Origin of the sequence: Pseudomonas sp. SH10-3B (assembly GCF_019891415.1) — a bacterium.
Lineage (GTDB): Bacteria > Pseudomonadota > Gammaproteobacteria > Pseudomonadales > Pseudomonadaceae > Aquipseudomonas.
In genome coordinates this window covers 73,109-98,337 of sequence record NZ_JAFLXD010000021.1, presented here as the reverse complement: position 1 = coordinate 98,337, position 25,229 = coordinate 73,109, and the positions used below count along the sequence as shown (strand labels likewise).

Here is a 25,229-nt window from a genome sequence, read left to right as displayed (position 1 = left end):
TATCTGAATAAACACAAACCCAAATGTGGGAGGGGGCTCGCCCCGATAGCGGTGTGTCAGTCAAGGATGCTCCAACTGAACCGCCGCCATCGGGGGCAAGCCCCCTCAAACATTTCGATCGCATTTCAAATCAATCGAGAGTCGAACCACTGACCGCCACGCCACGCTCCGGGAAGAACAGACGCTGCAGCTCCGCCCCAGGGTTTTCCGCACGCATGAAGGTCTCGCCCACCAGGAACGAGTACACCCCACTGATTTCCATCAGCTCCACATCGGCACGGTTGACGATGCCACTCTCGGTGATCACCAGGCGGTCACGCGGAATACGCGGCAGCAGGTCGAGGGTGTTTTCCAGGCTGACTTCAAAGGTGTGCAGATTGCGGTTGTTGACCCCCACCAGCGGTGTGTCGAGGGTTTTCAGCGCGCGCTCCAGCTCATCGCCGTCGTGCACTTCCACCAGCACATCCAGACCGACGCTCTTGGCCACGGCCGCCAGCTCGGCCATCTTCACGTCATCCAATGCGGAGACGATCAACAATACACAGTCGGCGCCCAAGGCACGGGCTTCGACGATCTGGTACGGGTCAACCATGAAATCCTTGCGGATCACCGGCAACTTGCACGCGGCGCGGGCCTGCTGCAGGAACAGGTCGGAGCCTTGGAAGTAGTCGATATCGGTCAGCACCGACAGGCACGTCGCCCCGCCCTTCTCGTAGCTGGCGGCGATGTCGGCCGGGACAAAGTTTTCGCGGATTACACCTTTGCTCGGCGAGGCCTTCTTGACCTCGGCGATGACGGCGGGCTGCTTGAGCTTGGCCTGGGCGATCAAGGCATTGGCAAAGCCGCGTGGGGCATCGGCGATTTTCGCCTGTGCTTCCAACTCGGACAGGCTCACACGGGCGCGGCGCTCGGCCACTTCTTCGGCCTTGCGGGCGAGGATTTTTTCCAGAACGGTCGGAACACTCATCCTTCATTCTCCATCTTGAATACAGCGGTGAATGCTCCCAGCTCTTCGAGCTTTTCACGAGCCAGACCGGTGTGCAGCGCATCGTGGGCCAATTCGACACCTTCCTTAAGACTATAGGCATGGTCGGCAGCGTAAAGTGCCGCGCCAGCATTCAGAACAATCATTTCCGCGGCTTTTTGACCGTTCTCAGTCTTGCGACGCCCCAGGGCATCGCGAATCAGTTCCAGGGACGCCGCCGGGCTTTCCACCGCCAGACCATGCAGGCTCTGGCTCTTCATGCCCAGGTCTTCCGGCTCGACCCAGTATTCGGTGATCTGGTCATTCTTCAGCTCCGCCACAAACGTTGGCGCAGCCAGGCTGAACTCGTCCAGGCCGTCTTTGGAATGCACCACCAGCACATGCTTGCTGCCCATGCGCTGCAGCACTTCAGCCAATGGCCGGCACAGCGCCTGGCTGAACACGCCCACCACCTGGTGCTTCACACCGGCCGGATTCGTAAGCGGGCCGAGCATGTTGAACAGCGTGCGCAGGCCCAGGTCTTTACGCGGACCCGCAGCGTGCTTCATCGCACCATGGTGGGATTGGGCAAACATGAAACCGATGCCGACGTTATCGATGCAGCGCGCCACTTGAACCGGAGTGAGGTTCAGGTAGATGCCGGCCGCTTCCAGCAGGTCGGCACTGCCGCTCTTGCCGGACACCGCGCGGTTGCCATGCTTGGCCACGGTGCAGCCTGCCGCCGCGACCACAAAGGAAGAGGCCGTCGAGACGTTGAAGATATTCGCACCATCACCGCCGGTGCCGACCACGTCGACCACGCCGTCGAGGGTCTTGAGCTCGACCTTGTCCGCCAGCTCACGCATCACCGTTACGGCGCCGACGATCTCGTCGATGCTTTCGCTCTTCATGCGCATCGCCATCATGAACGCGCCGATCTGCGCGTCGGTGCATTGACCGGTCATGATCTCGCGCATCACATCGCTCATTTCAGCGGTGCTCAGGTCCAGATGGCCGACGATACGGCTCAGGGCAGTCTTGATATCCATGGAAAGTCCTTAGCGCGTGCCGCCGCTCTGCTTGAGAAAGTTGGCGAACAGCTCGTAGCCCTGCTCGGTCAGGATCGATTCGGGGTGAAATTGCACCCCTTCGACGTTCAGTGTCTTGTGGCGCAGGCCCATGATCTCGTCGACGGAGCCGTCTTCAAGCTGGGTCCAGGCGGTCAGTTCCAGGCAATCCGGCAGGGTTTCACGCTTGACCACCAGCGAGTGGTAGCGGGTCACGGTCACCGGGTTGTTGAGTGCCTGGAATACGCCCAGGTCCTTATGGAATACCGGGCTGGTCTTGCCGTGCATCACCTGGCGCGCGCGCACCACGTCACCACCAAAGGCCTGGCCGATGGACTGGTGGCCCAGGCAGACGCCCAGGATCGGCAGCTTGCCGGCGAAATACTTGATCGCTTCGAGGGAAATACCCGCCTCGGTCGGCGTGCAGGGCCCCGGCGAAACCACGATGCGCTCCGGGTTCAGGGCGGCGATTTCGGCCACGGTCAGTTCGTCATTGCGAACCACCTTGACCTCGGCCCCCAGCTCCCCCAGGTACTGCACAACGTTGTAGGTAAAGGAATCGTAGTTATCAATCATCAGCAACATGGGGGAAACCTCAAGAATTGGGGGTCTGTTCAGCCAGCGCTACGGCGCGGAACATCGCGCGGCGCTTGTTCAGGGTTTCTTCCCATTCGAGGGCCGGCACCGAGTCGGCGACAATCCCGCCACCGGCCTGCACATGCAACTCCCCGTCCTTGATCACCGCCGTGCGAATCGCAATAGCGGTGTCCATGTTGCCGTTCCAGGCGAAATACCCCACGGCGCCGCCATAGACACCCCGCTTGACCGGTTCCAGTTCGTCGATGATTTCCATCGCACGGATCTTCGGCGCGCCCGACAAGGTGCCCGCCGGCAGAATCGCCCGCAATGCATCCATCGCGGTCAGCCCGGCCTTCAACTCGCCGGTAACGTTGGACACGATGTGCATCACGTTGGAATAACGCTCAATGACCATCTTCTCGGTCAACTTCACCGAACCGATTTCCGAGACACGCCCGGTGTCATTGCGGCCCAGGTCGATCAACATCAGGTGTTCGGCGATTTCCTTGTCGTCGCTGAGCAGGTCTTCCTCGAGCGCCACATCCGCTTCTTCGGTCGCGCCACGCGGGCGTGTGCCGGCAATCGGACGCACGGTGATCAGGTTGTCCTCGACACGCACCAGCACTTCCGGCGAGCTGCCCACCACGTGGAAGTCGCCAAAGTTGAAGAAGTACATGTACGGCGTCGGGTTGAAGCAGCGCAGCGCCCGGTACAGGTCAATGGGTGCAGCCTTGAAGTCGATGGACATGCGTTGCGACGGCACCACCTGCATGCAGTCGCCGGCGAGGATGTATTCCTTGATGGTATCGACCGCGCGCTCGTAGTCATCCTGGGTAAAGCTGGAGCGGAACACCGGGTCAGCTGCCGGCGGCCGGCTGAGGTCTAGGCCGCGACGCGGGGTGATCGGCTGGCGCAGTTTTTCCAACAGTGCTTCGAGGCTGGCCTGGCCTTGCTCGAAGGCGTCGACCTGGGACGGGTCGGCGAGCACGATCGCGTGCATCTTGCCAGCGAGGTTATCGAACACCACCACCGCGTCGGAGACCATCAGCAGAATGTCCGGCACGCCCAGCGGGTCCGGGTTCGGGCATTTGCCCAGGCGTTTTTCCACATAGCGCACGCAGTCGTAGCCGAAGTACCCCACCAGGCCGCCGTTGAAGCGCGGCAGGCCAGGGATGGTCGGCACGTTGTAGCGCGCCTTGAAGGCTTCGACGAAGGCCAGCGGGTCTTCGACGTCATGACTTTCGATCTCGACGCCATCATGGGTGATGCTCACATGATGGTCATGCACCCGCAGCACCGTGCGGCATGGCAGGCCGATGATCGAGTAACGGCCCCACTTCTCGCCGCCCTGTACCGACTCCAGCAGGTAGGAGTTGGGCTGGTCGGCCAGTTTCAGGTAGATCGACAGCGGCGTGTCGAAGTCGGCCAGGGTTTCGCAGGCCAGGGGGATACGGTTATAGCCGGCAGCGGCCAAACGCAGGAATTCTTCGCGGATCATGGGGTGCCTCGTGGCGTGAGGGTCTAACAGTCAGGTATGCAAACGTGCCGCATGGCGCGGCCAGGATCAGTCAGGCGCGCCAACGCCAGCGGGCCAGGGCCTTGATGACTTTCATCCAGAGTTTGCGAGTGACCACCACGATGGAATTTCCAGAAGGGGACGGATCGATGTCGGGCAACGTTATCTCAGCGCCAGCTCCCAAGCAACCGGGGATTAGCAGTCTCAGGTCATCAATCACCAGCGACGGCGACTCTTCGGCGATGGGACGACCATGGTTGTAGCCGTAACTCAGGGCCACGCACTGCACGCCGGCCGCTTTCGCCGCCAGCACGTCACTGCGTGAATCGCCGACAAACAACGACTGGGACGCCGGAATATTGGCCATTTTCATCACGAAAAACAGTGCCGCCGGGTCGGGCTTCTTCTGCGGCAAGGTATCGCCACCGATGATCCAGCGAAAATAACGGCCGATTTTCATCTGGTCCAACAGCGGCGCGACGAAGCGCTCCGGCTTGTTGGTAATCAGGGCCATTTCCACGCCCTGCTTGCTCAGCCATTTGAGGGTGTCGCGTACGCCGGGGTAGACCACGGTCAGTTCGTGGCTGCGCTCATAGGCAACATTGAACAGTTCCAGGGCGTGCTCGGCCTCGACATCATCGACACCTTCGGCATCGATGTGATTGGCCAGGGCCCGGCGCACCAGCATCTGCACGCCATTGCCAACCCATTGGCGTACTGACTCGACCCCCGCCGGCTTGCGCCCCAGCTTGAGCAGCATCTCATCCACCGCCGCCGCCAGGTCCGGTACCGAGTCGATCAAGGTACCGTCCAGATCGAACATCACCAGCCGTGGCAGTTTGCCGGGGAACAGCTGCTCAAAGCCGCTCATGGACGCGCCAGCGCCAGTTCGGCGCGCATCTTGGCGATGACCTCTTGATAGTCAGGAGCGTTGAAGATCGCCGAGCCGGCCACGAAGGTGTCGGCGCCAGCAGCAGCGATTTCACGGATATTGTTGACGTTGACCCCACCGTCGATTTCCAGGCGGATGTCACGGCCCGACGCATCGATCAGCGCACGGGCTTCACGCAGCTTGTCGAGGGTGCCGGGGATGAACTTCTGCCCGCCAAAGCCTGGGTTGACGCTCATCAGCAACACCATGTCGACCTTGTCCATCACGTACTTGAGCACGTCCAGCGGGGTGGCCGGGTTGAACACCAGGCCGGCCTTGCAGCCGCCTTCGCGGATCAATTGCAAGGTGCGGTCGACGTGCAGCGAGGCTTCCGGGTGGAAGGTGATGTAGGTAGCACCCGCTTCAACGAAGTCACCGATGATGCGATCCACCGGGCTGACCATCAGGTGCGCATCGATCGGCGCAGTGATGCCGTACTTGCGCAGCGCCGCGCAGACCATCGGGCCGATGGTCAGGTTGGGCACGTAGTGGTTGTCCATGACATCGAAGTGCACGAAATCGGCACCTGCGGCCAACACCTTGTCCACTTCCTCACCCAGGCGGGCGAAATCGGCGGAGAGAATCGATGGAGCGATAACGAAGGGCTGCATGACGCACCTTTTTTGAGCTAAATCACGATGGCGCGCATTGTATACCTCATGCTTTGCCCTGCGCACCGTGACCTAACTCAACGGCTAGTAAGCCGCCCGATAGATTTTCTCGATATCGGCCGCACTGAGCTTGCGCGGGTTGTTGCGCATCAAGCGCTCGATACCCGCCGCTTCCGTGGCCATGGCCGGGATGGCGTCCTCGGGAACCCCGAAACTGCGCAGGCCGGAAGGAATCTCCACCGCGGCACACAAGCGCGTCATCGCCTCGACGGCCTGGTCAGCCGCATCGTTGACACTCAAGCCGATGACATTCACACCCATGGCCTGGGCAATGTCCTGCATGCGCTCGACACAGGCCAGTTTGTTCCAGTGCATCACGTACGGCAGCAACAGCGCATTGCTCACGCCATGGGCGATATTGAACCGCCCGCCCAACGGGTAGGCCAACGCATGCACCGCGCCCACCCCCGCATTGCCAAAGGCCATGCCGGCCATCAGGCTGGCGGTGGCCATATCATCGCGGGCCTGCAGGTTGGCCGGGTTGGCGTAGGCCTTGGGCAGCGCCTTGGCGATCAGCTTGATCGCACCGATGGCCAGGGCATCGGTGATCGGCGAGGCATTCAGGGAAAGGTAGGACTCAATGGCATGCACCAGCGCATCCACGCCGCTGGCGGCGGTAACACTGCGCGGGCAGGTCAGGGTCATTTGCGGGCTGATCAGCGCGACGTCCGGCAGCAGGTAGTCGCTGACGATGCCTTTCTTCAACTGCGCGACCTTGTCAGAGAGGATCGCCACATTGGTCACTTCCGAGCCGGTGCCGGCCGTGGTCGGGATGGCGATCAGCGGCGGGCCCTTGCGCGGCACCTGGTCGACGCCAAACAAATCGGCCAGGGCGCCGTGGTAACCGGCATAGGCGGCAACGCTCTTGGCTATGTCGATGGCACTGCCGCCGCCCACGCCGATCAGGCCGTCGTGCCCGCCATCGCGGTACGCCTGCATGCAATCTTCAACAATGGAAATTTCCGGGTCGGGCAGCACGCGGTCGAAAATCTCGTAAGGGCGTTCACCCAGGTGCTCGAGCGCCAGCGCCACGGTGCCGGACTTGACCAGCGCCGCGTCGGTGACAATCAAGGGGTTATCCACATCCAGGCGCGTCAGCTCGGCGGCCAGTTGTTCAATGGCGCCAGCGCCAGTCAGCAGTTTGTGGGCGATCTTGAATGAGGAAGTACTCATGTGCGCGGCCTCTTATCGGTGTTGGGCTGGCACAAGAGTAGCTGACTGGATCGGGTTGTCTTCCATTCAGACGCTGAATGGTCACAGCCCCCCCTGTGGGAGGGGGCTGTGCGGGGCTTTAGACTTGGGCAGTGCGCAGTTTTTCGCTACGGCCGCGCAGCCACTCCAGGGTCAACAACAGCACGACCGAGAAGGCAATCAGCAAGGTCGCCGCCGCCGCAATCGTCGGGCTGAGGTTTTCGCGGATGCCGCTGAACATCTGGCGCGGCAGGGTCGCTTGCTCGGGGCCGGCGAGGAACAGCGTCACTACCACCTCATCGAACGAAGTCGCGAAGGCAAACAGCGCACCGGAGATCACCCCCGGCGCAATCAGCGGCAGGGTCACCCGACGAAACGCCGTCAATGGCGAGGCGCCCAGGCTGGCGGCGGCCCGTACCAGGTTATGGTTGAAACCCTGCAAGGTCGCCGACACGGTGATGATCACAAACGGCACGCCGAGCACGGCATGCACCACGATCAGCGAGAAGAAACTGTTGCCCAGGCCCAGTGGCGCAAAAAACAGGTAGCTGGCCACACCGATAATCACCACCGGCACCACCATCGGTGAAATCACCAGGGCCATCACCAACGCCTTGCCGGGGAAATTCCCACGGGTCAGGCCGATCGCCGCCAGGGTGCCGAACACCATGGCCAGCACCGTGGCCGCCGGGGCGACGATGATGCTGTTCTTCAGCGCACGCATCCATTCCGCCGAGGCGAAGAAATCCTGGTACCAGTGCAGCGAGAAGCCTTGCAGCGGATACACCAGGAAACTGCCGCTGTTGAACGACAGCGGGATGATGACCAGCACAGGCAATATCAGGAACAACAGGATCAAGCCGCAGAGGATCCGCAAGCTGTAGAACCACACCCGTTCCACTGGTGACATATAAGGGCTCAGCATCGCAAGGTCTCCTCAGCTCAGGCGCAGGCGACTGGCGCCCACCAGCCGGTTATAGATCAGGTACAGCACCACGGTCGCCAGCAGCAGCAAGCCGCCCAACGCCGTCGCCATGCCCCAGTTGATGCTGGTGTTGGTGTAGAAAGCCACGAAGTAGCTGACCATCTGGTCGTTCGGGCTGCCCAGCAGCGCCGGGGTGATGTAGTAACCAATGGCCAGGATGAACACCAACAGGCAGCCGGCGCCGACACCGGCATACGTCTGTGGGAAGTACACGCGCCAGAAGCTGGCAAACGGGTGACAGCCCAGGGAGATCGCCGCACGCATGTAGGTGGGCGAGATGCCTTTCATCACGCTGTAGATCGGCAAAATCATGAACGGCAGCAGGATATGCACCATGGAGATGTAGACCCCGGTGCGGTTGAACACCAGCTCCAGGGGTTTGTCGATCAGGCCCATGCCCATCAGCGCACTGTTGATCAGCCCGCCGGATTGCAGCAGCACGATCCACGCCGCCACCCGCACCAGGATCGAGGTCCAGAACGGCAGCAACACCAGAATCATCAGCAGGTTGCTTTTGCGCGCCGGCAGGTTGGCCAGCAAGTACGCCAGCGGGTACGCCAGCAACAGGCAGATGGCGGTGATCACCAGGCCCATCCAGAAGGTGCGGGCGAAGATGTCCAGGTAGATCGCCTGATCAGGGGTGGCCGGGGCCACTTCGCCAAGGTCGTCGATGCGGTGATCGACAGCCGCCAGCAGGTAGAAGGGTGTCAGGCTGCTGGTATTACGCCGGATCGCCTGCCAGTACGCCGGGTCGCCCCAGCGTTCGTCGAGGTTTTCCAGCGCTTCTTTATAAGAGGCAGGCGCTTCGGTAAACGGCAGCGCCCGCGCGGTTTTGGTCAGCAGGCTGCGATAGCCGGCCAGTTCCATGTTCAAGCGTTTGGACAGATCGCCCAGGGTCTGGTTTTTACGCGCCTCGCCCAGGTCCTCACTCAGGGCCTGATACACCGGCTCACCCGGCAGACCACGACCGTCCCAGGCCGTCACCGCCACCACGGTACGCGGCAGACCGCCCACCACTTCCGGGTTGCCGACGCTTTTAAACAGCAGCGCAACAATCGGCACCAGGAACACCAGCAGCAAAAACAGCACCAGCGGCGCAATCAAGGCCTGGGCCTTCCAGCGATTGAGCCGCTCGGCACGCGCCAGGCGCTGCTTGAGGGTGGGGCTGTTGACCTCGTTCGAGGGAACGGCGATAGCCATGGCTGACTCCGAATCATTAAAAATGAATGCACACCCCTGTGGGAGGGGGCTTGCCCCCTCCCACATGGTTACTTGGCAGCCCAGGAGTTGAAACGCTGCTCCAACTGCTCGCCGTTATCTGCCCAGAAGCTCACGTCGATCTGCACTTGGTTGGCGATGTTCTCTGGCGTAGTCGGCATATCCTTGAGGATGTCCTTGGCCAGCAACGGAACGGCTTGGGTGTTGGCCGGGCCGTAGGCGATGTTTTCCGAGTAGGTCTTCTGCTGCTGCGGCTGTACCGAGAAGGCGATGAATTTCTTCGCTGCTTCAGCACGGTCCTTGGCCAGGCCTTTAGGAATGGCCCAAGCGTCGAAGTCGTAGATGCCGCCGTTCCACACCACTTTCAGGTTGCTTTCTTTTTGCACGGCGGCAATACGGCCGTTGTAGGCCGAGCTCATCACCACGTCACCCGAGGCAAGGTATTGCGGCGGTTGTGCGCCAGCTTCCCACCATTGGATCGACGGCTTGAGTTCGTCGAGCTTCTTGAACGCACGGTCCTGGCCATCTTTGCCGGCCAGCACTTTGTACACGTCCTTCGGCGCCACGCCGTCGGCCATCAAGGCGAATTCCAGGGTGTACTTGGCGCCCTTGCGCAGGCCGCGCTTGCCCGGGAATTTCTTGGTGTCCCAGAAATCCGCCCAGCTGGTTGGCGCGGAAGCCAGTTTGTCCGCGTTGTAGGCCAGAACGGTCGACCATACGAAGAAGCCCACACCGCACGGCTGGATCGCGCCCTTCACGTAGTCGGCGCTGTTACCGAACAGTTTCGGGTCCAGCGGCTCGAACATGTCTTCGTCACAGCCACGGGACAATTCCGGCGATTCCACTTCCACCAGGTCCCAGGACACGCTCTTGGTGTCGACCATGGCTTTCACCTTGGCCATCTCACCGTTGTACTCACCGGCGACAATCTTGCCGTTGCCCGCGCTTTCCCACGGGGCATAGAAAGCCTTGACCTGTGCAGCCTTGTTCGCGCCGCCAAAGGACACGACGGTCAGGTCCGGGCCGGCCATGGCCTGTGTAGCGCCCATCAAGCTCAGGGCCAGGACGGAATACTTCAGGGATCTCAACATTGTTGTTCTCTCCACGTGCAGGGTTGGTGAAGCCATGGGGCGATCAATTCGCCTCTAGAAGTGGGTCGAGTGCGCGAACGTGCTCGACTTGCCAGCCAATCGGTACCACGTCGCCAACCGCCAGGGCCGGGTCCAGCTCGGCGATCGGTTGTTTCACAAAAAAATCGGCCTTGCCGCAGACTTCCAGGCGCACACGCACGTGGTCGCCCAGGTAGATAAATTCCGCCACCCGCCCGGAGAAGCGGTTGACGCAACTTTCGCTGGAACCATTGAGGCTGACGCGTTCCGGGCGCACCGACAGGGTCACCGGGCCGCCGATCTGGCCGACGTTCACCGCCAGTGCCTCGACCTTCTCGCCGCGCGCCAGCTCTACCACGCAGCGCTCGCCGGTATGGCTGTACAGGCGGCCATTGAGGCGATTGTTTTCACCGATGAAGTTGGCGACGAAGGTGTTTTTCGGCTCTTCATACAAGGTGCGCGGCGCGGCGATCTGCTGGATCTCGCCCTGGTGAAACACCGCCACGCGGTCGGACATGGTCAAGGCTTCGCCCTGGTCGTGGGTCACGTACACCACGGTCACGCCGAGGCGTTGGTGCAGGTGCTTGATCTCCATCTGCATGTGTTCACGCAATTGCTTGTCGAGGGCGCCGAGGGGTTCGTCCATCAGTACCAGTTGCGGTTCGAACACCAACGCCCGGGCCAAGGCCACGCGCTGCTGCTGGCCGCCGGACAGTTGCGCCGGGTAGCGCTGGGCGAAGGCGTCGAGCTGGACCATGCTCAGCACGCGTTTGACCCGCTCGCTGATATCGGTCTTGCTCAAGCCGCGTACCGACAGCGGGAACGCGAGGTTCTCGGCGACGGTCATGTGCGGGAACAGCGCGTAGTTCTGGAACACCATGCCGATGTCACGCTTGTGCGGCGGCACGTTGTTGATCGAGCGCCCGGCCAGCTGGATTTCACCGGCGGTCGGCGTTTCGAAGCCGGCCAGCATCATCAGGCTGGTGGTCTTGCCGGAACCGGAAGGCCCGAGCAAGGTGAGGAACTCGCCCTTGCGAATCTCCAGGTTGAGGTCTTTGACGATCAGGTTCTCGCCGTCGTAGCTCTTCTGCACGCCACGAAAGCTGACCAGCACATCATTTGAATCCGCCTCGCTCATACCCGCACCTTTGTGTTTTGGACTGCTGTGGCACAAGCGTAGTCCAGGCGCGAGCCCCCGGAAATCGGGGGCCAAGAGAGAATCGCATCAGCCGGATGGAAGGTTTGGGGTAGGGATCGCCCTACACGGATGGCGGGGATGGGACAGGGCAGCTGCAAGAGGCGAGCTGCAAGCGGCAAGAATGGGTTCGGCGGTGTTTTGGGGTTGTCGTTATTGGGTATGTGGTTAGAGGAGCTTGTGCTCCATGGCGTACTTCACCAGCTCGGCCAGGGAGGTGATATTCAGCTTTTGCATCAGCCGCGCCTTGTGGGTACTGATGGTCTTGCTGCTCAGCGCCAGTTGCTGGGCGATGTCATTGACGTTGGCGCCCTGGGCCAGGCGTTCGAACACGGAGAATTCACGCTCGGACAGCAGCGAATGCAAAGGTCTCGAGTCAGTCAGGCCGACCTCGAAGACCATGCGGTCCGCCAGGTCCGGGTCGATGTAGCGCCCACCGGCCGCGACCTTGCGAATCGCCATCAGCAGCAGCGCGGGGTCGCTGTCCTTGGTGGCGTAGCCCGCCGCACCCACCTTCAGGGCGCGAGCGGCCATTTGCGCCTCATCGTGCATCGACAGCACCAGGATCGCCGGCGGATTGCTCAACGCCCGAATGCGTGCGATCGCTTCCAGGCCATTCACGCCGGGCATCGAGATATCCAGCAACACCACCTCGCAAGGCACGTGGCGCAAGGTCTCCAACAGTTGTTCGCCATTACTCGCCTCCCCCACCACCAGCAGGTCTTTGGCCAGGCCGATCAATTGCTTGATGCCTTCACGAACAATGGTGTGGTCTTCGGCTACCAGTACACGGATCACAAGGGCTTCCTCTTATCGTCATGCATCCAACGGCACCGTGACACTCAGGGTGGTGCCCTCGCCCAATTGACTGTTCAGGCTCAGTTGCCCGCCCATGATCAGCACGCGCTCGCGCATCCCCACCAAGCCAAACGACACCGGGCGCCCCTGGGCCTGGACGAAACCGACGCCATCGTCGCTGATGGTCAGTCGCAGGTCGGCGCCTTCCACCGCCAGGGTCAGCTCGACAGTATGCGCTTGGGCATGGCGCATCACATTGGTCAGTGCCTCCTGCAGGATACGGAACAGGCCGATGGCCTTGGCATCGCTCAAGGCCGGCAGGTTATCCGGTACTTGCACCAGGCAGGGGATTTGCGTGCGCGCTTCAAAGCGCCGGGCTTGCCATTCAATCGCCGAGGCAATACCGGCATCGAGAATCGGCGGACGCAGCGCCGTCGCCACGTCCCGCACCAACTGGAACAACTGGGCGATCAGGCGCTTCATGCTGTTCAAGCGCTCGTGCAGGCCTGGATCCAGTTGCGCATAGGACAGCTCGCACATCGAGGTTTCCAGCTTGAGCACCGTGAGCATTTGCCCGAGTTCGTCGTGCACTTCCCGGGCGATGCGCGCCTTTTCTTCTTCGCGCACGGTTTCCAGGTGGGCGGACAACTCGCGCAGTTGCGCTTCACTTTGCATCAACGCGGCCAGGGTGCGGCGCAGTTCGGTGACGTCGTTCAGATAGACCACCAGGTATTCGGCCTCGGCAAAGCGCAGAAAGCTCAAGGACACGTTGGCCGGTAGAATGCTGCCATCGGCGCGCAAACAATCGGTGGCGAAGTTCTGCGGCCCCTCTTCGCTGGCCCGTGCGCGCTTCCACAGGTTGAGCCAGCGGTCCATATCCAGGGTCGGGTCGAGGTCGACCAGCGGCCGTTCGATCAAGGCCCCGGGCGCGTAACCGAGCATGCTTTCGGCCGCACGATTGGCGTAGCGCACATGGCTGTCCCAGTTGACCCACAAGATGCCGACAGTGCTTTGGTCGATGGAAAACTGCGTCAACCTCAACGCCTCGGCACCGGCGGCGCGGGCCGCGCTTTCTTCGCGGGCCGCCAGCAGGTCGTGCTCCAGCACGCGTTGCTGGCGGCGCTGCCAGAACACCACGGCCAGGCTGGCGAGCAGCAACAGGCCGAGCAAGAGACTGAGGTTCTGCCACAGGCCTTTGGATTCGGATAAACGCGGGTATTTGGGTTGCAGCCAGCGACTGTGCAGTTGATCCAGGTCGCGGGCCGGGATGGCGCGCAGGGCGCTTTCCATGATGCCGGCCAATTCCGGCCAATCCCGGCGCGTGGCGACCCGCAGCAATTGCGGCAAGCCGATATCCCCCACCACCGCCAACCCGGCGAACTCCGCCTCACCGGAGAGCCGGCTTAATTGCGCTTCATCCACCACGGCATAACGCGCCTGCTGGCTGACCAGTAATTGCAAGGCCTGGCGCTCCATGGGCACGCCTTGCAGGTTAAGGCCGGGATAGGTGCTGCGCAGGTAATCGGCCACCGCACTGGGCATGCGCACGGCAACACGGGATTGCTCGTCGAGTTTCTCCAACTCTACGGCGGCGGCGCCCTCGCGGATGCCAACAATATGTTGGGGCACGCGCATATACGGGTCGGTGAACAGCCACAGGCGCAAACCGGCCGGGGTTTGTTGCAGGCCGGGGGCAATGTCCACCTCGTCGTCGCGGACAGCCGCTTCCAGTTGCTCCTGATTAGGGAAGTTGCGCCAGGTCAGCTCGATGTTCAGCGCCTTGGCCAACCACTGCATCAACTCGACATTCGCCCCGGACAAGCGCTGCAAACGTCGGTCGTATTGCGCGTAAGGCACCTGCAACACCACGCCCACCCGCAGTTCCGCATGCTGGGCCAGCCATTCGCGCTGCTGCGCATTCAACTGCGCCTGCGGGGCGACAGGTGCGGGAGAGGCGTTTGCCATCAAGGCAACGCACAAACAGCCGATAACCAGCAGACAGCGAAAACCCATGATCCACGTCTCACATCACTGACAAATACTGACCAACCCATTAGGCTGCTGGAATCTCTTCTGGCCGGAAATCAACGATGCCCTATCGAAACCGTTCGGCACTGCCAGCATTGTGCCTGTCGCTGCTGTTTACCAGTGCCTTTTCTGTGCAGGCCGCAGACGCACCGGCGCCGGCTGCCGAAAAACCCGTCGAACGCCAGCCCTTGCCCGAGCGTAGCCTGGAAGAAGCCAGCGCCCTGGAACGCAAAATTCCGCAACAGGAACAGCAACAGTTGCAGGCCGGCAGTGAGTCATTCCTTGCCTTGTGGAAACCGGCCAACAGCGCCGAGCCCGAAGGTGTGGTGATTATCGTACCGGGCGCCGGTGAAAATGCTGACTGGCCGCAAGCAATTGGCCCGTTGCGACGTAAATTTCCAGATGCCAATTGGGGCAGCCTCAGCCTGTCGTTACCGGACGTGAGCATGGACACCCTGCCACCGCGTGTCATGGAAGCGCCCAAGGCCACCGTCGACACCAGCAGTAAGGACGCGAGCACGGCTGACAAACCGATCGAGCAAGCCGCCAGCGCCGAGGCAGAGGGCACCGACCCGGCGGTGGTGCCGGGCGCCGACGAGCAGGACAAGACTGACGCCTCGCGCATCTTCAGTCGCATCGATGCTGCCGTGGCCTTTGCCCAGACCCAGAGCGCACGTACGGTGGTGCTGGTCGGCCATGGCACCGGCGCCTGGTGGGCGGCGCGCTACCTGAGCGAGAAACAACCGTCCCAGGTGCAGAAGCTCGTGATGGTCGCGGCGCAGACGCCTACCGGGCGTCATCCAGATGTGCAGCAACTGGCACCAGGCCTGAAACTGCCGACCGCCGACGTCTTCTATCAAGACAACGCCCAAGCCCGCAAAAACGCCCAGGCACGCGCCCAGGCGGCAAAGCGCTTGAAGAATGAGGGTTATAAACAGGTGTCCTTGAAGACCTTGCCCGGCAACAGCGCCGCCGAGCAGGAACAGTTGTATCGCCGGATTCGCGGCTGGTTGAGCCCGCAGGCGAATGCCGACTGAGGATCAGCACAAAACCAATGTGGGAGGGGGTAAGCCCCCTCCCACATTGGATTGGGCAGTCACTTCAAAATCGTCAACGAAAATCCCGGCGCTCGCGAATCAACGCATAGGCGTTGTGCAATTCGCGGGTGCGCTCGGTGGCCTCACGCACTTGCGCGGGGCTGGCGCCACTGCCAGCCACCTTGTCCGGGTGGTGACGGCTCAGCAGGCGGCGATAGGCACGCTTGATGGCCGAGGGCTCGGTGGCGGCCGTCACGCCGAGTAAGCGCAACGCGTCCTGATAGGTAGTGCCGCGACTGACCAGCGGCTTGCGCTCAGGTGCGTAGTCGGCCGCCAACGCCTGCAGCTGTTGCGGTGTCCAGCCCAACCACTTACCCCACAGGTCGATCAGATCGCGCTCGGCAGCGTCTGCTTTGCCGTCCGCCCAGACCATGCGCCAGCACGCCCGCAATACCCCTTCCGCCGCATGGGGTTGGGCCTTGAGCACACGCAGGTAGCGGCGCACCCGGTCGGAACCGGATTTGCCGCGATTGAACGCCGCAATCGCACGGCGCTGTGCCGAGTCGGTCATGTCCAGCGAGCGCATCTCTTGCCGCGCCTGCTGGATATGACCGTCCACCACACGCCCGTTGCTTTTAGCCAGGCGCCCGAGCAACACAAACAATAACTCGTCATTGCGTAACGCCGGGCGCCCGCCCAAGCGCTCGCGCAACTGTGCCCAACTGTGCAGTTGCATGCGGCGATCCAGCGCCTGCCCCAACAGCGCACCCAACAAGGCCCCCGGAATACTGGCAATGGCAAAGCCAGCCCCGGCGCCGATCAGCGTCCCTGGCCACAACATGCTACTGCCCCGCTGTCAGCAGGGTTTCGACTTGCGCCAGGCGCTCCAGCGTGCCGACATCAATCCAGCGTCCCGCCATGTGTTCCCCCGTTACCAAACCTTTCGCCATGGCCCCACGCAGCAGCGGCGCCAGCTTGAAGGCACCGGCACTGCAACCCGCGAACAACTGGGGGTCGAGCACTGAAATGCCACTGAAGGTCAGGTTATCGGCACCGGGCGCCGCATCATGAAGCAGACCCTGATCAAGGTAGAAATCACCGCCCGACGGGTGATGCGCCGGGTTATCGACCATCACCAGATGGGCCAGGCCCTGGAGCGGTTGCTTGAGTCGGGTGAAGTCGTAGTCGGTCCAGATATCGCCGTTGACCACCAGGAATGGCTCATCCCCCAGCAACGGCAACGCCTGGAAAATCCCGCCACCGGTTTCCAGCGGTTCGCCCTCCGGGGAGTAGCGGATGCGCAAGCCGAACTGCGCGCCATCGCCCAGGTAGCTCTCGATCTGCTGGCCGAGCCAGGCGTGGTTGATGACGATATCGGTGAAACCAGCCTTGGCCAGCGCCTCCAGGTGATACTCGATCAGGCGCTTGCCGCCGGCCTGCACCAACGGCTTGGGCGTGTGCAAAGTGAGCGGACGCATCCGCTCGCCTTTGCCGGCGGCCAGGATCATGGCCTTCATACGCTGGCCCCGACGGGTTGACGCAGGCTGGTGAGTAACTCAGCCAGTTCGCTCAATTCCGGGCGATCTGCGAGCACCGCGTCTATATAAGCAAAGAAGCGCGGTACGTCGGCCAGGTAGCGTGGCTTGCCGTCGCGATGGCAGATGCGCGCAAAGATACCGATGACCTTGAGATGGCGCTGCACGCCCATCAGGTCGCTGGCACGCAGGAAGTCGTCGAAATCCGCCTGTACCGGAATGCCGGCCTGGCCCGCACGCTCCCAGTAACCGCGCTGCCATTCGCGCACGCGGGCCTGGGGCCAACTGAGGAAGGCGTCCTTGAACAGGCAGGTAATGTCGTAGGTGACCGGGCCGTAAACGGCGTCCTGGAAATCCAGCACGCCGGGGTTCGGCTCGCTGATCATCAGGTTGCGTGGCATATAGTCGCGGTGCACCAGCACTTTTGGTTGCGCCAGGGCGCTGTCGATCAAGTGGTCGCTGACACGCTGCCAAAGTGCCTGCTGCTGAGTATCCAACTCGATACCCAAGTGCCGGCGCACGTACCACTCGGGAAACAATTCGAGTTCGCGGCGCAGCAAGGCGACGTCATAGCTGGGCAGTGGCGCGTCCATCGGCAACTGCTGATAAGCCAGCAAGGCGTCGATGGCATCGGCAAACAATTGATCGGCGTTTTCGTCGTCAATCACGTCCAGATAGGTTTTTCTGCCCAGGTCATTGAGCAAAAGAAAGCCTCGCGGCAGATCTTCTGCATAAATTTTAGGAACATTTATTCCTGACTTCGCCAATAAATGGGCGATATCCACGAAGGGTTTGCAGTTTTCCTGGGGGGGTGGCGCGTCCATTACCACGAAAGTCCGACCGCCGCCTTCCCAGCGGAAATAACGCCTGAAACTCGCGTCGCTGCTGGCCGCGGTCAATGTGGCCGGGGGTACGGCACCCCAGTCTTGAGCGTTGAAAAGGATCGGCAACTGCTCATCCAGCCAGACTTCCAGCTGTTGTAAACGTAGATCTTGCTCGGGCATTACAAGGGTCTCCGACGGCGCTAGCCGTCAAGCGGGTCATGCTTTATTATCACGCATCTTTTTCAGACCATCGAGAGGCGTGCGGCCCACACCGCGGGCAGATGGCACGCAGGAAGCCCGGACTAATAAGATGGCATTGAAATCCCCCGCGTTTCGTAGAAAATTTCCGTTGCTGGTAACCGGCAGTCTGCTGGCCATGCAACCTTTCGCCACCTCATTCGTGGTCGCCGCGGAACAGTATGACTGCTCAGTCTCTGCTTCGGGTGCCTGGGATTGCGCGCCGAAAACCGCCGCCGCCCCATTGCCACCGCGCCCGGTGCATGACGGTGCAGCCGTCAGCTCGGGCAACAGCACGGCGCAGGCCGACGCTGGCGGCAGTGCCGAAGCCGAGCCGAAGACCGCACTGGTCACCGACTCCAAGGGCCGTGGCCTGCGTTCGCGCAGCGCCGACTACAGCCACTTGGACTGGGTGCCTCGCGAAAAGTTGACCGCCGCCCAGTTGGCCGAAACCGGTCCTTACTGCGCCGGTGCGTACATCGAGCCAACTCGTCCTGGCATGAACGACAAGACGAACAAGAGCGATGCGCCTACCTTCATCGGTGCCAAGGCCTCTCGTTACGAACAGGAATCGCAAGTGGCGACCCTGGCCGGTGACGTCGTCATGCGCCAGGGCAGCATGCAGCTGGAGTCGGAAGAAGCCAGCCTGTACCAGGCTGAGAACCGTGGCGAGCTGAACGGCAACGTACGTCTGCGCGACAACGGCGCCCTGATCGTCGGCGACCACGCCCAGGTTCAGCTGGACACCGGTGCGGCGCAGATCGACAACGCCGAATACGTGCTGCACAAGTCGCGTATCCGCGGTAACGCGCTGTACGCCAAGCGCGCCGAAAACGCGATCATCCGTCTCAAGGACGGTACGTACACCACCTGCGAGCCAGACAGCAACGCATGGCAGCTCAAGGGCAACAACATCACGTTGAACCCGGCCACCGGTTTCGGTACGGCCACCAACGCGACGTTGCGGATCAAGAACATTCCGATCCTGTACACCCCTTATATCTATTTCCCGATCGATGACCGTCGTCAGTCCGGCTTCCTGCCTCCAAGCTTCAGTACCGGCGGCGAAACCGGCTTCACCCTGGTCACGCCGTACTACTTCAACCTGGCGCCAAACTACGACGCCACGTTGTACCCGCAATACATGACCAAGCGCGGCATGATGATGGAAGGCGAATTCCGCTACCTCACCAAGTCCAGCGAAGGCCAGTTCGGCGGTGCGTACCTGAACGACGACAACGACGAGCGCAAGAAGCAGACCGACTACGAAAAAACCCGCTACATGCTCAATTGGCAGCACAAGGGCGGGTTGGATTCGCGCGTACTGACCCAGGTCGACTACACCAAGATCAGCGACCCTTACTACTTCCAGGACCTCAAGTCCTACCAGGAAGGTGTTGAGAGTCGGGACTTCGTCAACCAGCAGGGCTCCGTGACCTATCGCGGGAATTCGTTCCAGGCACGCCTGAACGTGCAGGCCTATCAACTGGCGACGATTTCCCAGACCACACCTTATGACCGGCTGCCGCAGATCACCTTGAATGGTCAGCTGCCGTTCCGCCCAGGTGGATTGAAGTTCACCTACGATACCGAAGCAGTTCGGTTTGAGCGAAGCCTGGAAACCGGCAACTTCATCAATGAAGATGGTGGTACCGAGCGTCGCCTGGACACCTACGTAACCGGCCTGACCCGTGCAAACGGTACTCGCCTGAACGTAGCACCCGCCGTCGAATACCCGATGAACTGGACCTACGGTTTTGTGACGCCGAAGCTCAAGTACGTCTACACCAAGTACGATCTCGACTTGGACAACAAGGGCAAGAACGACATCATCGCTGCACAAACAGCAGCAGCGAATGCCGGCACCCAGTACGCAGGCGGCTCCTTCAAGAGCTCCCAGGACCGCGCGATTCCGGTGGCCAGTCTCGACAGCGGCCTGTATTTCGACCGCGATACCAACTGGTTCGGCACAAACTATCGCCAGACCCTTGAACCGCGCGCGTTCTACCTGTACGTGCCGAACAAGGACCAGTCCGATATCCCGATCTTCGACAGCAGCGAGTACGCGTTCAGCTACGCGTCGTTGTTCCGCGACAACCGCTTCAGCGGCACGGACCGTATCGGCGACGAAAACAAGCTGTCCCTTGGCTTGACCAGCCGCTGGATCGAAGAAAACGGCTTCGAGCGTCAGCGCGTATCCGTGGGCCAGGCGCTGTACTTCAAGGATCGTGAAGTTCAATTGCCGGGCATCCTAGCCGCCGACCGTGCCGATTCGCAATCCGACGTATCTCCGGTTGCCCTGGACTACGAGTTCCGCTTCAACCGTGACTGGCGCGCCACTGCCGGTTACAACTGGGACACCGAGGAGCACAGCCCTCGCTCCGGCAGTGCGATGCTTCACTACCAGCCGGAAAACGACCCGAACAAGATCATCAACGTTGGTTATCGCTATCGTAACGACCAGGTCGTCTACAACCAGCTGACCGGCAAATGGCAGTTCGGCGGCGACTACGGCACCCCAGGCTCGGCGAACTACGTGAAGGATTACTACAAAATCCAACAACACGACTTCTCGATGATGTGGCCGATCATTCCCCAGTGGAACCTGATCACCCGCTGGCAGTATGACTACGCACGCAACCGTACCCTGGAAGCCTTCGGTGGTTTCGAGTACGACAACTGCTGCTGGAAACTGCGCGTCATCAACCGTTACTGGGTTTCCAACGACGAATACAGCCAGATCGCCCCGCTGAACGAAAAGGGTGACCACGGGCTCTTCCTGCAGATCGTCCTCAAAGGACTCGGCGGCCTGACCGGCGCCAAGGTAGAGAGCTTCCTCGACAAAGGCATTGAAGGTTATCGTGAACGTGAAGACCAAGCTTTCTGATTGTCTGCGCCCGCTAGTGCTGGGCGCACTGTTCCTGGGGACCGCATCGGCACACGCTGCGGTTCAACAGCTGGATAAAGTAGTGGCTATCGTCGATAACGACGTGATCATGCAGAGCCAACTCGACCAACGGGTCAAGGAAGTTCAGCAAACCATCGCCAAGCGTGGCGGCGGCGTGCCACCTACCAGCGTCCTGGACCAGCAGGTACTGGAGCGCCTGATCGTCGAAAACCTGCAACTGCAGATCGGTGATCGTTCCGGCATCCGTATTTCGGACGAAGAACTGAACCAGGCGGTCGGCACCATCGCTCAACGCAACAACATGAGCATTGATCAATTCCGCGCCGCCTTGGCCCACGACGGTTTGTCCTATGAGGACGCCCGTGACCAGATCCGCCGCGAAATGATCATCAGCCGTGTGCGTCAGCGCCGCGTAGCCGAGCGGGTTCAGGTGTCCGAACAGGAAGTGAAGAACTTCCTGGCCTCGGATCTCGGCAAGATGCAGCTTTCCGAAGAACTGCACTTGGCCAATATCCTGATCCCGACCCCGGACAGCGCCAACTCCGAGCAGCTCAATGCCGCCGCCGCCAAAACCCAGGCCATTTATGATCGCCTGAAAGCCGGTGCCGACTTTGCCCAGATGGCGATTGCTCAATCCGGCAGCGACAACGCCCTTGAAGGCGGTGACATGGGCTGGCGTAAAGCCGCTCAATTGCCACCTCCGTTCGACCGCGAACTGAGCGCAATGGAGGTGGGTGGCATCACCCAGCCAGCACGCACGCCAGGCGGCTTCATTATCCTGAAGTTGCTGGAACGCCGCGGTGGCGAGGCCTCGCTGAAAGACGAAGTGCATGTTCGTCATATCCTGGTCAAACCAAGCGAAATTCGCACCGAAGCGCAAACCAAGGAACTGGCCCAGAAGATCTATGACCGCATCCAAAGCGGTGAAGACTTCGCCACCCTGGCTAAAAGCTTCTCTGAGGATCCAGGCTCGGCCCTCAACGGCGGCGACCTGAATTGGATCGACCCGAAAGCCTTGGTGCCCGAGTTCCAACAGGTAATGGCCGATACTCCGCAAGGCGTATTGTCCAAACCGTTCAAGACTCAGTATGGCTGGCATGTGCTGGAAGTCCTTGGCCGTCGCGCCACCGACAACACCAGCCAGGCCCGTGAGCAGCAAGCGCTGAACGTACTGCGTAACCGCAAATACGATGAAGAGCTGCAGACCTGGTTGCGTCAGATCCGTGACGAAGCCTACGTGGAAAACAAGCTGCCAGGCGCCGAGCAAACAGGCACCGACCAGGCAGCACAGTGAAACCACAGCGTTTCGCGGTAACACCCGGCGAGCCGGCCGGCATTGGTCCAGACCTGTGCCTGCTGCTCGCCTCGCAACCCCAGCCGCACCCCCTGATTGCCATTACCAGCCGCGACCTGCTCCTTGAGCGGGCCGCGCAGCTGGGTGTGGTCGTCAATCTGCTGGACGTGGCACCGGGCAACTGGCCCGACCTGCCGGCGCCCGCTGGCAGCTTGTATGTGTGGGACACCCCGCTGCAAGCCAAGGTCGTTGCCGGGCAACTCCACACGGCCAACGCGGCGTTCGTCCTGGAAACCCTGACCCGCGCGGCACAAGGCTGCATCGACGGCGACTTCGCCGGCATGATCACTGCACCGGTCCACAAGGGCGTGATCAACGAATCAGGCATAGCATTTTCCGGTCACACCGAATTCCTGGCTGAGCTGACCAATACCGCTCAAGTGGTGATGATGCTGGCCACACGTGGCCTGCGTGTCGCGCTGGTGACTACACACCTGCCGTTGCGTGACATTGCCGACGCCATCACCGCCGAGCGCCTGGAGCGCGTTACGCGCATCCTGCATGCCGACCTGCAACAGAAATTCGGCATCGCCCAACCGCGCATCCTGGTCTGCGGGCTCAACCCCCACGCCGGCGAAGGCGGCCACTTGGGCCATGAAGAAATCGACATCATCGAACCAACCCTGGAGCGTCTGCGCCAAGAAGGCATGGACCTGCGTGGCCCACTGCCTGCAGACACTCTATTTACCCCCAAATATCTGGAGCACTGCGACGCAGTGCTGGCGATGTACCATGACCAGGGGCTGCCCGTGCTGAAGTACAAAGGCTTCGGCGCCGCAGTCAACGTGACACTGGGCCTGCCGATCATCCGCACCTCCGTCGACCATGGCACCGCCCTGGACTTGGCAGGCAGCGGCAAGATCGATACCGGCAGCCTGCACGTGGCCCTGGAAACCGCCTATCAGATGGCCGAGACCCGTATATGACCGAGCATTACCAACACCGGGCGCGCAAGCGCTTCGGGCAAAACTTCCTGCACGACGCTGGCGTGATCGACCGTATCCTGCGCTCCATCCATGCCAAGCCAGAAGACCGTCTGCTGGAGATCGGCCCGGGCCAGGGCGCGCTGACTCAAGGCCTGCTGGCCAGCGGCGGCCAACTGGACGTGGTGGAGTTGGACAAGGACCTGATCCCGATCCTCAACCAGCAGTTCGCCGACAAGCCCAACTTCAACCTGCATCAGGGTGATGCACTGAAGTTCGACTTCAATACCCTCAACGCCGCGCCCAACAGCCTGCGCGTGGTGGGTAACCTGCCGTACAACATCTCCACGCCACTCATTTTCCACCTGCTGAACAACGCCGGGATCATCCGCGACATGCACTTCATGCTGCAAAAAGAAGTGGTGGAGCGCCTGGCCGCGGGCCCTGGTGGAGGTGATTGGGGCCGTCTGTCGATAATGGTCCAGTACCACTGCCGCGTCGAACACCTGTTCAACGTTGGCCCGGGCGCATTCAACCCGCCGCCGAAAGTCGACTCGGCCATCGTGCGCCTCGTACCGCACGCCGTGCTGCCACACCCGGCCAAGGACCACAAATTGCTCGAGCGAGTGGTGCGTGAGGCGTTCAACCAACGCCGCAAGACCCTGCGCAACACGCTCAAAGCCCTGCTGAGCAACGCTGAAATCGAAGCTGCCGGCGTCGATGGCAGCCTGCGCCCAGAGCAACTGGACCTGGCCGCGTTCGTGCGCTTGGCCGACCAGCTTGCCATACAGCCTGCGCCGACCGCCGACTGAAGCACCCAGGCATGGCCAGACACATGTCTGGCCTAGTGCCCACCTCTTGGCCTAGACTGATCCGCATCTGCTGTCCTCCGCTTTTGCTTTTAAGGCCTCTTGCATGTCCGATCCTCGCTACCAGATCGACGTCAGCGTCGTCACCCGCTTCCTGGCGGACCAATCGCAACCTGAACAGAACCGCTTTGCCTTTGCCTACACCATTACGGTGAAGAACAACGGGCAGGTGCCGGCCAAGCTGCTGTCACGCCACTGGGTGATCACCGACGGTGACGGTCAGGTCGAGGAAGTTCGCGGCGCAGGCGTTGTCGGCCAACAACCGCTGATCGACATCGGTGCCAGCCATACTTACAGCAGCGGCACAGTCATGACGTCCAAGGTCGGCACCATGCAGGGCTCGTATCAGATGAAAGCCACCGACGGCAAATTATTCGACGCCGTCATCGCGCCCTTTCGTCTTGCGGTGCCGGGGTCCCTGCACTGATGGCAACTTACGCGGTCGGTGACCTGCAAGGCTGCCTGGAGCCCCTCAAGTGCCTGCTTGAACGCGTAGCCTTCAACCCGGCGACCGATCGCCTGTGGCTGGTAGGCGACCTCGTCAATCGTGGACCCGAATCGCTGGAGACCCTGCGCTACTTATATAGGCTGCGAGAGTCCCTGGTGTGCGTACTGGGCAATCACGACCTGCACCTGCTGGCGGCCGGCAACAACATCGAGCGCCTGAAAAAGGGCGACACCCTGCGGGAAATCCTCGAAGCACCAGACCGCACCGAATTGCTTGACTGGCTGCGCCGGCAAAAGATCATGCATTACGACGAAGGCCGCAACATGGCCCTGGTCCATGCCGGTATCCCGCCACAGTGGACGTTGAAGAAAGCCCTCAAGTGCGCCGCCGAAGTCGAACATGCGCTGGCCGATGACAACCTTTACACCGCCTACCTCGACGGCATGTATGGCAACGAGCCGGCGAAATGGGACAACGACCTCACCGGCGTCGCCCGCCTGCGCGTGATCACCAATTACTTCACGCGCATGCGCTTCTGTACCGCCGATGGCAAGCTGGACCTCAAGAGCAAGGAAGGCGCCGACACCGCCCTGCCCGGCTACAAGCCGTGGTTTGCCCACAAGGAACGCAAGACCCGCGACACCAGGATCATCTTCGGTCATTGGGCAGCCCTGGAAGGCAAGTGTGATGAACCCGGCGTATTCGCCCTCGACACCGGATGCGTGTGGGGCGGCGCCATGACCCTGATGAACATCGACACTGGCGAGCGCCTGAGCTGCCAATGCGAATCTCCCCTTCCCGTTACACTGCCAGCTGCCGCCAAACGCTAGACGCCGCAGCCA

The 25,229-nt window shown here is 61.5% G+C and carries 23 protein-coding genes; 7 read left to right on the top strand and 16 right to left on the bottom strand.

Features of this window, described 5'->3' with window-relative positions; translation table 11 throughout:
* Positions 1 to 130: 130 nt before the first annotated feature.
* From trpC to J1G35_RS17115, 13 genes are all read right to left on the bottom strand, one after another.
* Positions 131 to 967, bottom strand: a complete 837-nt coding sequence (trpC, locus tag J1G35_RS17175; protein ID WP_053131199.1) for an indole-3-glycerol phosphate synthase TrpC — start codon at positions 965 to 967, stop codon at positions 131 to 133.
* Positions 964 to 2,013 carry an anthranilate phosphoribosyltransferase gene (gene trpD / locus J1G35_RS17170; RefSeq protein ID WP_053131196.1) on the bottom strand — a complete coding sequence of 350 codons (1,050 nt, stop codon included), beginning with the start codon at positions 2,011 to 2,013 and terminating at the stop codon, positions 964 to 966. The genes trpC and trpD overlap by 4 nt, the downstream gene beginning before the upstream one ends.
* Positions 2,014 to 2,022: 9 nt before the next feature.
* Positions 2,023 to 2,616 carry an aminodeoxychorismate/anthranilate synthase component II gene (locus J1G35_RS17165; RefSeq protein ID WP_223015521.1) on the bottom strand — a complete coding sequence of 198 codons (594 nt, stop codon included), beginning with the start codon at positions 2,614 to 2,616 and terminating at the stop codon, positions 2,023 to 2,025.
* A 10-nt stretch (positions 2,617 to 2,626) separates the two neighbouring features.
* Positions 2,627 to 4,108, bottom strand: a complete 1,482-nt coding sequence (gene trpE / locus J1G35_RS17160) for an anthranilate synthase component I (protein WP_223015520.1) — start codon at positions 4,106 to 4,108, stop codon at positions 2,627 to 2,629.
* A gap of 70 nt (positions 4,109 to 4,178) precedes the next feature.
* Complete coding sequence (locus tag J1G35_RS17155; RefSeq protein WP_223015519.1) at positions 4,179 to 4,997, bottom strand: phosphoglycolate phosphatase; 819 nt, start codon at positions 4,995 to 4,997, stop codon at positions 4,179 to 4,181.
* Positions 4,994 to 5,668 (bottom strand): ribulose-phosphate 3-epimerase, encoded by a 675-nt coding sequence (rpe, locus tag J1G35_RS17150; protein WP_034101050.1) that lies wholly within the window; start codon positions 5,666 to 5,668, stop codon positions 4,994 to 4,996. The genes J1G35_RS17155 and rpe overlap by 4 nt, the downstream gene beginning before the upstream one ends.
* A gap of 84 nt (positions 5,669 to 5,752) precedes the next feature.
* Complete coding sequence (locus J1G35_RS17145; protein WP_053131184.1) at positions 5,753 to 6,901, bottom strand: iron-containing alcohol dehydrogenase; 1,149 nt, start codon at positions 6,899 to 6,901, stop codon at positions 5,753 to 5,755.
* Between the two features lie 118 nt (positions 6,902 to 7,019).
* Entirely contained in the window at positions 7,020 to 7,844 is an 825-nt protein-coding gene (locus J1G35_RS17140; RefSeq protein WP_092489587.1) for an ABC transporter permease, read from the bottom strand.
* Positions 7,845 to 7,856: 12 nt separating this feature from the next.
* Positions 7,857 to 9,104 (bottom strand): ABC transporter permease, encoded by a 1,248-nt coding sequence (locus tag J1G35_RS17135; protein WP_053131178.1) that lies wholly within the window; start codon positions 9,102 to 9,104, stop codon positions 7,857 to 7,859.
* Positions 9,105 to 9,172: 68 nt separating this feature from the next.
* Positions 9,173 to 10,213 carry an ABC transporter substrate-binding protein gene (locus J1G35_RS17130; RefSeq protein WP_053131175.1) on the bottom strand — a complete coding sequence of 347 codons (1,041 nt, stop codon included), beginning with the start codon at positions 10,211 to 10,213 and terminating at the stop codon, positions 9,173 to 9,175.
* A gap of 43 nt (positions 10,214 to 10,256) precedes the next feature.
* Entirely contained in the window at positions 10,257 to 11,369 is a 1,113-nt protein-coding gene (locus J1G35_RS17125; protein ID WP_223015518.1) for an ABC transporter ATP-binding protein, read from the bottom strand.
* A gap of 225 nt (positions 11,370 to 11,594) precedes the next feature.
* The gene (locus J1G35_RS17120) at positions 11,595 to 12,224 is read right to left on the bottom strand and encodes a response regulator transcription factor (protein WP_027605903.1); all 630 of its coding nucleotides are present in this window, start codon (positions 12,222 to 12,224) and stop codon (positions 11,595 to 11,597) included.
* An 18-nt stretch (positions 12,225 to 12,242) separates the two neighbouring features.
* Complete coding sequence (locus J1G35_RS17115) at positions 12,243 to 14,237, bottom strand: transporter substrate-binding domain-containing protein (RefSeq protein ID WP_223015517.1); 1,995 nt, start codon at positions 14,235 to 14,237, stop codon at positions 12,243 to 12,245.
* 77 nt (positions 14,238 to 14,314) lie between these two features.
* Between J1G35_RS17115 and J1G35_RS17110 the strand changes: the two genes are divergently transcribed.
* Positions 14,315 to 15,289, top strand: a complete 975-nt coding sequence (locus tag J1G35_RS17110) for an alpha/beta hydrolase family protein (RefSeq protein ID WP_053131166.1) — start codon at positions 14,315 to 14,317, stop codon at positions 15,287 to 15,289.
* A gap of 73 nt (positions 15,290 to 15,362) precedes the next feature.
* Here the strand turns inward: J1G35_RS17110 and J1G35_RS17105 are convergent, their stop codons facing one another.
* From J1G35_RS17105 to J1G35_RS17095, 3 genes are read right to left on the bottom strand one after another with little or no spacing between them, the layout of a single operon-like run.
* On the bottom strand, positions 15,363 to 16,130 hold the full coding sequence (locus J1G35_RS17105) for a TerB family tellurite resistance protein (RefSeq protein ID WP_053131164.1): 768 nt from the start codon (positions 16,128 to 16,130) through the stop codon (positions 15,363 to 15,365).
* Between the two features lies 1 nt (position 16,131).
* Entirely contained in the window at positions 16,132 to 16,806 is a 675-nt protein-coding gene (gene murU, locus J1G35_RS17100) for an N-acetylmuramate alpha-1-phosphate uridylyltransferase MurU (protein ID WP_053131162.1), read from the bottom strand.
* Positions 16,803 to 17,828: a phosphotransferase gene (locus J1G35_RS17095; protein ID WP_223015516.1), complete on the bottom strand. Its 1,026-nt coding sequence runs from the start codon at positions 17,826 to 17,828 to the stop codon at positions 16,803 to 16,805. Before J1G35_RS17095 ends, murU begins: the two co-directional genes overlap by 4 nt.
* A 130-nt stretch (positions 17,829 to 17,958) precedes the next feature.
* Here J1G35_RS17095 and J1G35_RS17090 point away from each other — a divergent pair, with 130 nt between their 5' ends.
* From J1G35_RS17090 to J1G35_RS17065, 6 genes are all read left to right on the top strand, one after another.
* Positions 17,959 to 20,772, top strand: a complete 2,814-nt coding sequence (locus J1G35_RS17090) for an LPS-assembly protein LptD (RefSeq protein WP_053131157.1) — start codon at positions 17,959 to 17,961, stop codon at positions 20,770 to 20,772.
* On the top strand, positions 20,747 to 22,087 hold the full coding sequence (locus J1G35_RS17085) for a peptidylprolyl isomerase (RefSeq protein WP_053131154.1): 1,341 nt from the start codon (positions 20,747 to 20,749) through the stop codon (positions 22,085 to 22,087). Before J1G35_RS17090 ends, J1G35_RS17085 begins: the two co-directional genes overlap by 26 nt.
* Complete coding sequence (gene pdxA / locus J1G35_RS17080; RefSeq protein ID WP_223015515.1) at positions 22,084 to 23,073, top strand: 4-hydroxythreonine-4-phosphate dehydrogenase PdxA; 990 nt, start codon at positions 22,084 to 22,086, stop codon at positions 23,071 to 23,073. Before J1G35_RS17085 ends, pdxA begins: the two co-directional genes overlap by 4 nt.
* Positions 23,070 to 23,882 (top strand): 16S rRNA (adenine(1518)-N(6)/adenine(1519)-N(6))-dimethyltransferase RsmA, encoded by an 813-nt coding sequence (gene rsmA, locus J1G35_RS17075; protein ID WP_053131149.1) that lies wholly within the window; start codon positions 23,070 to 23,072, stop codon positions 23,880 to 23,882. Before pdxA ends, rsmA begins: the two co-directional genes overlap by 4 nt.
* 103 nt (positions 23,883 to 23,985) lie before the next feature.
* Entirely contained in the window at positions 23,986 to 24,366 is a 381-nt protein-coding gene (gene apaG / locus J1G35_RS17070; protein ID WP_053131146.1) for a Co2+/Mg2+ efflux protein ApaG, read from the top strand.
* Positions 24,366 to 25,217, top strand: a complete 852-nt coding sequence (locus J1G35_RS17065; RefSeq protein WP_223015514.1) for a symmetrical bis(5'-nucleosyl)-tetraphosphatase — start codon at positions 24,366 to 24,368, stop codon at positions 25,215 to 25,217. The genes apaG and J1G35_RS17065 overlap by 1 nt, the downstream gene beginning before the upstream one ends.
* Positions 25,218 to 25,229: the final 12 nt, after the last annotated feature.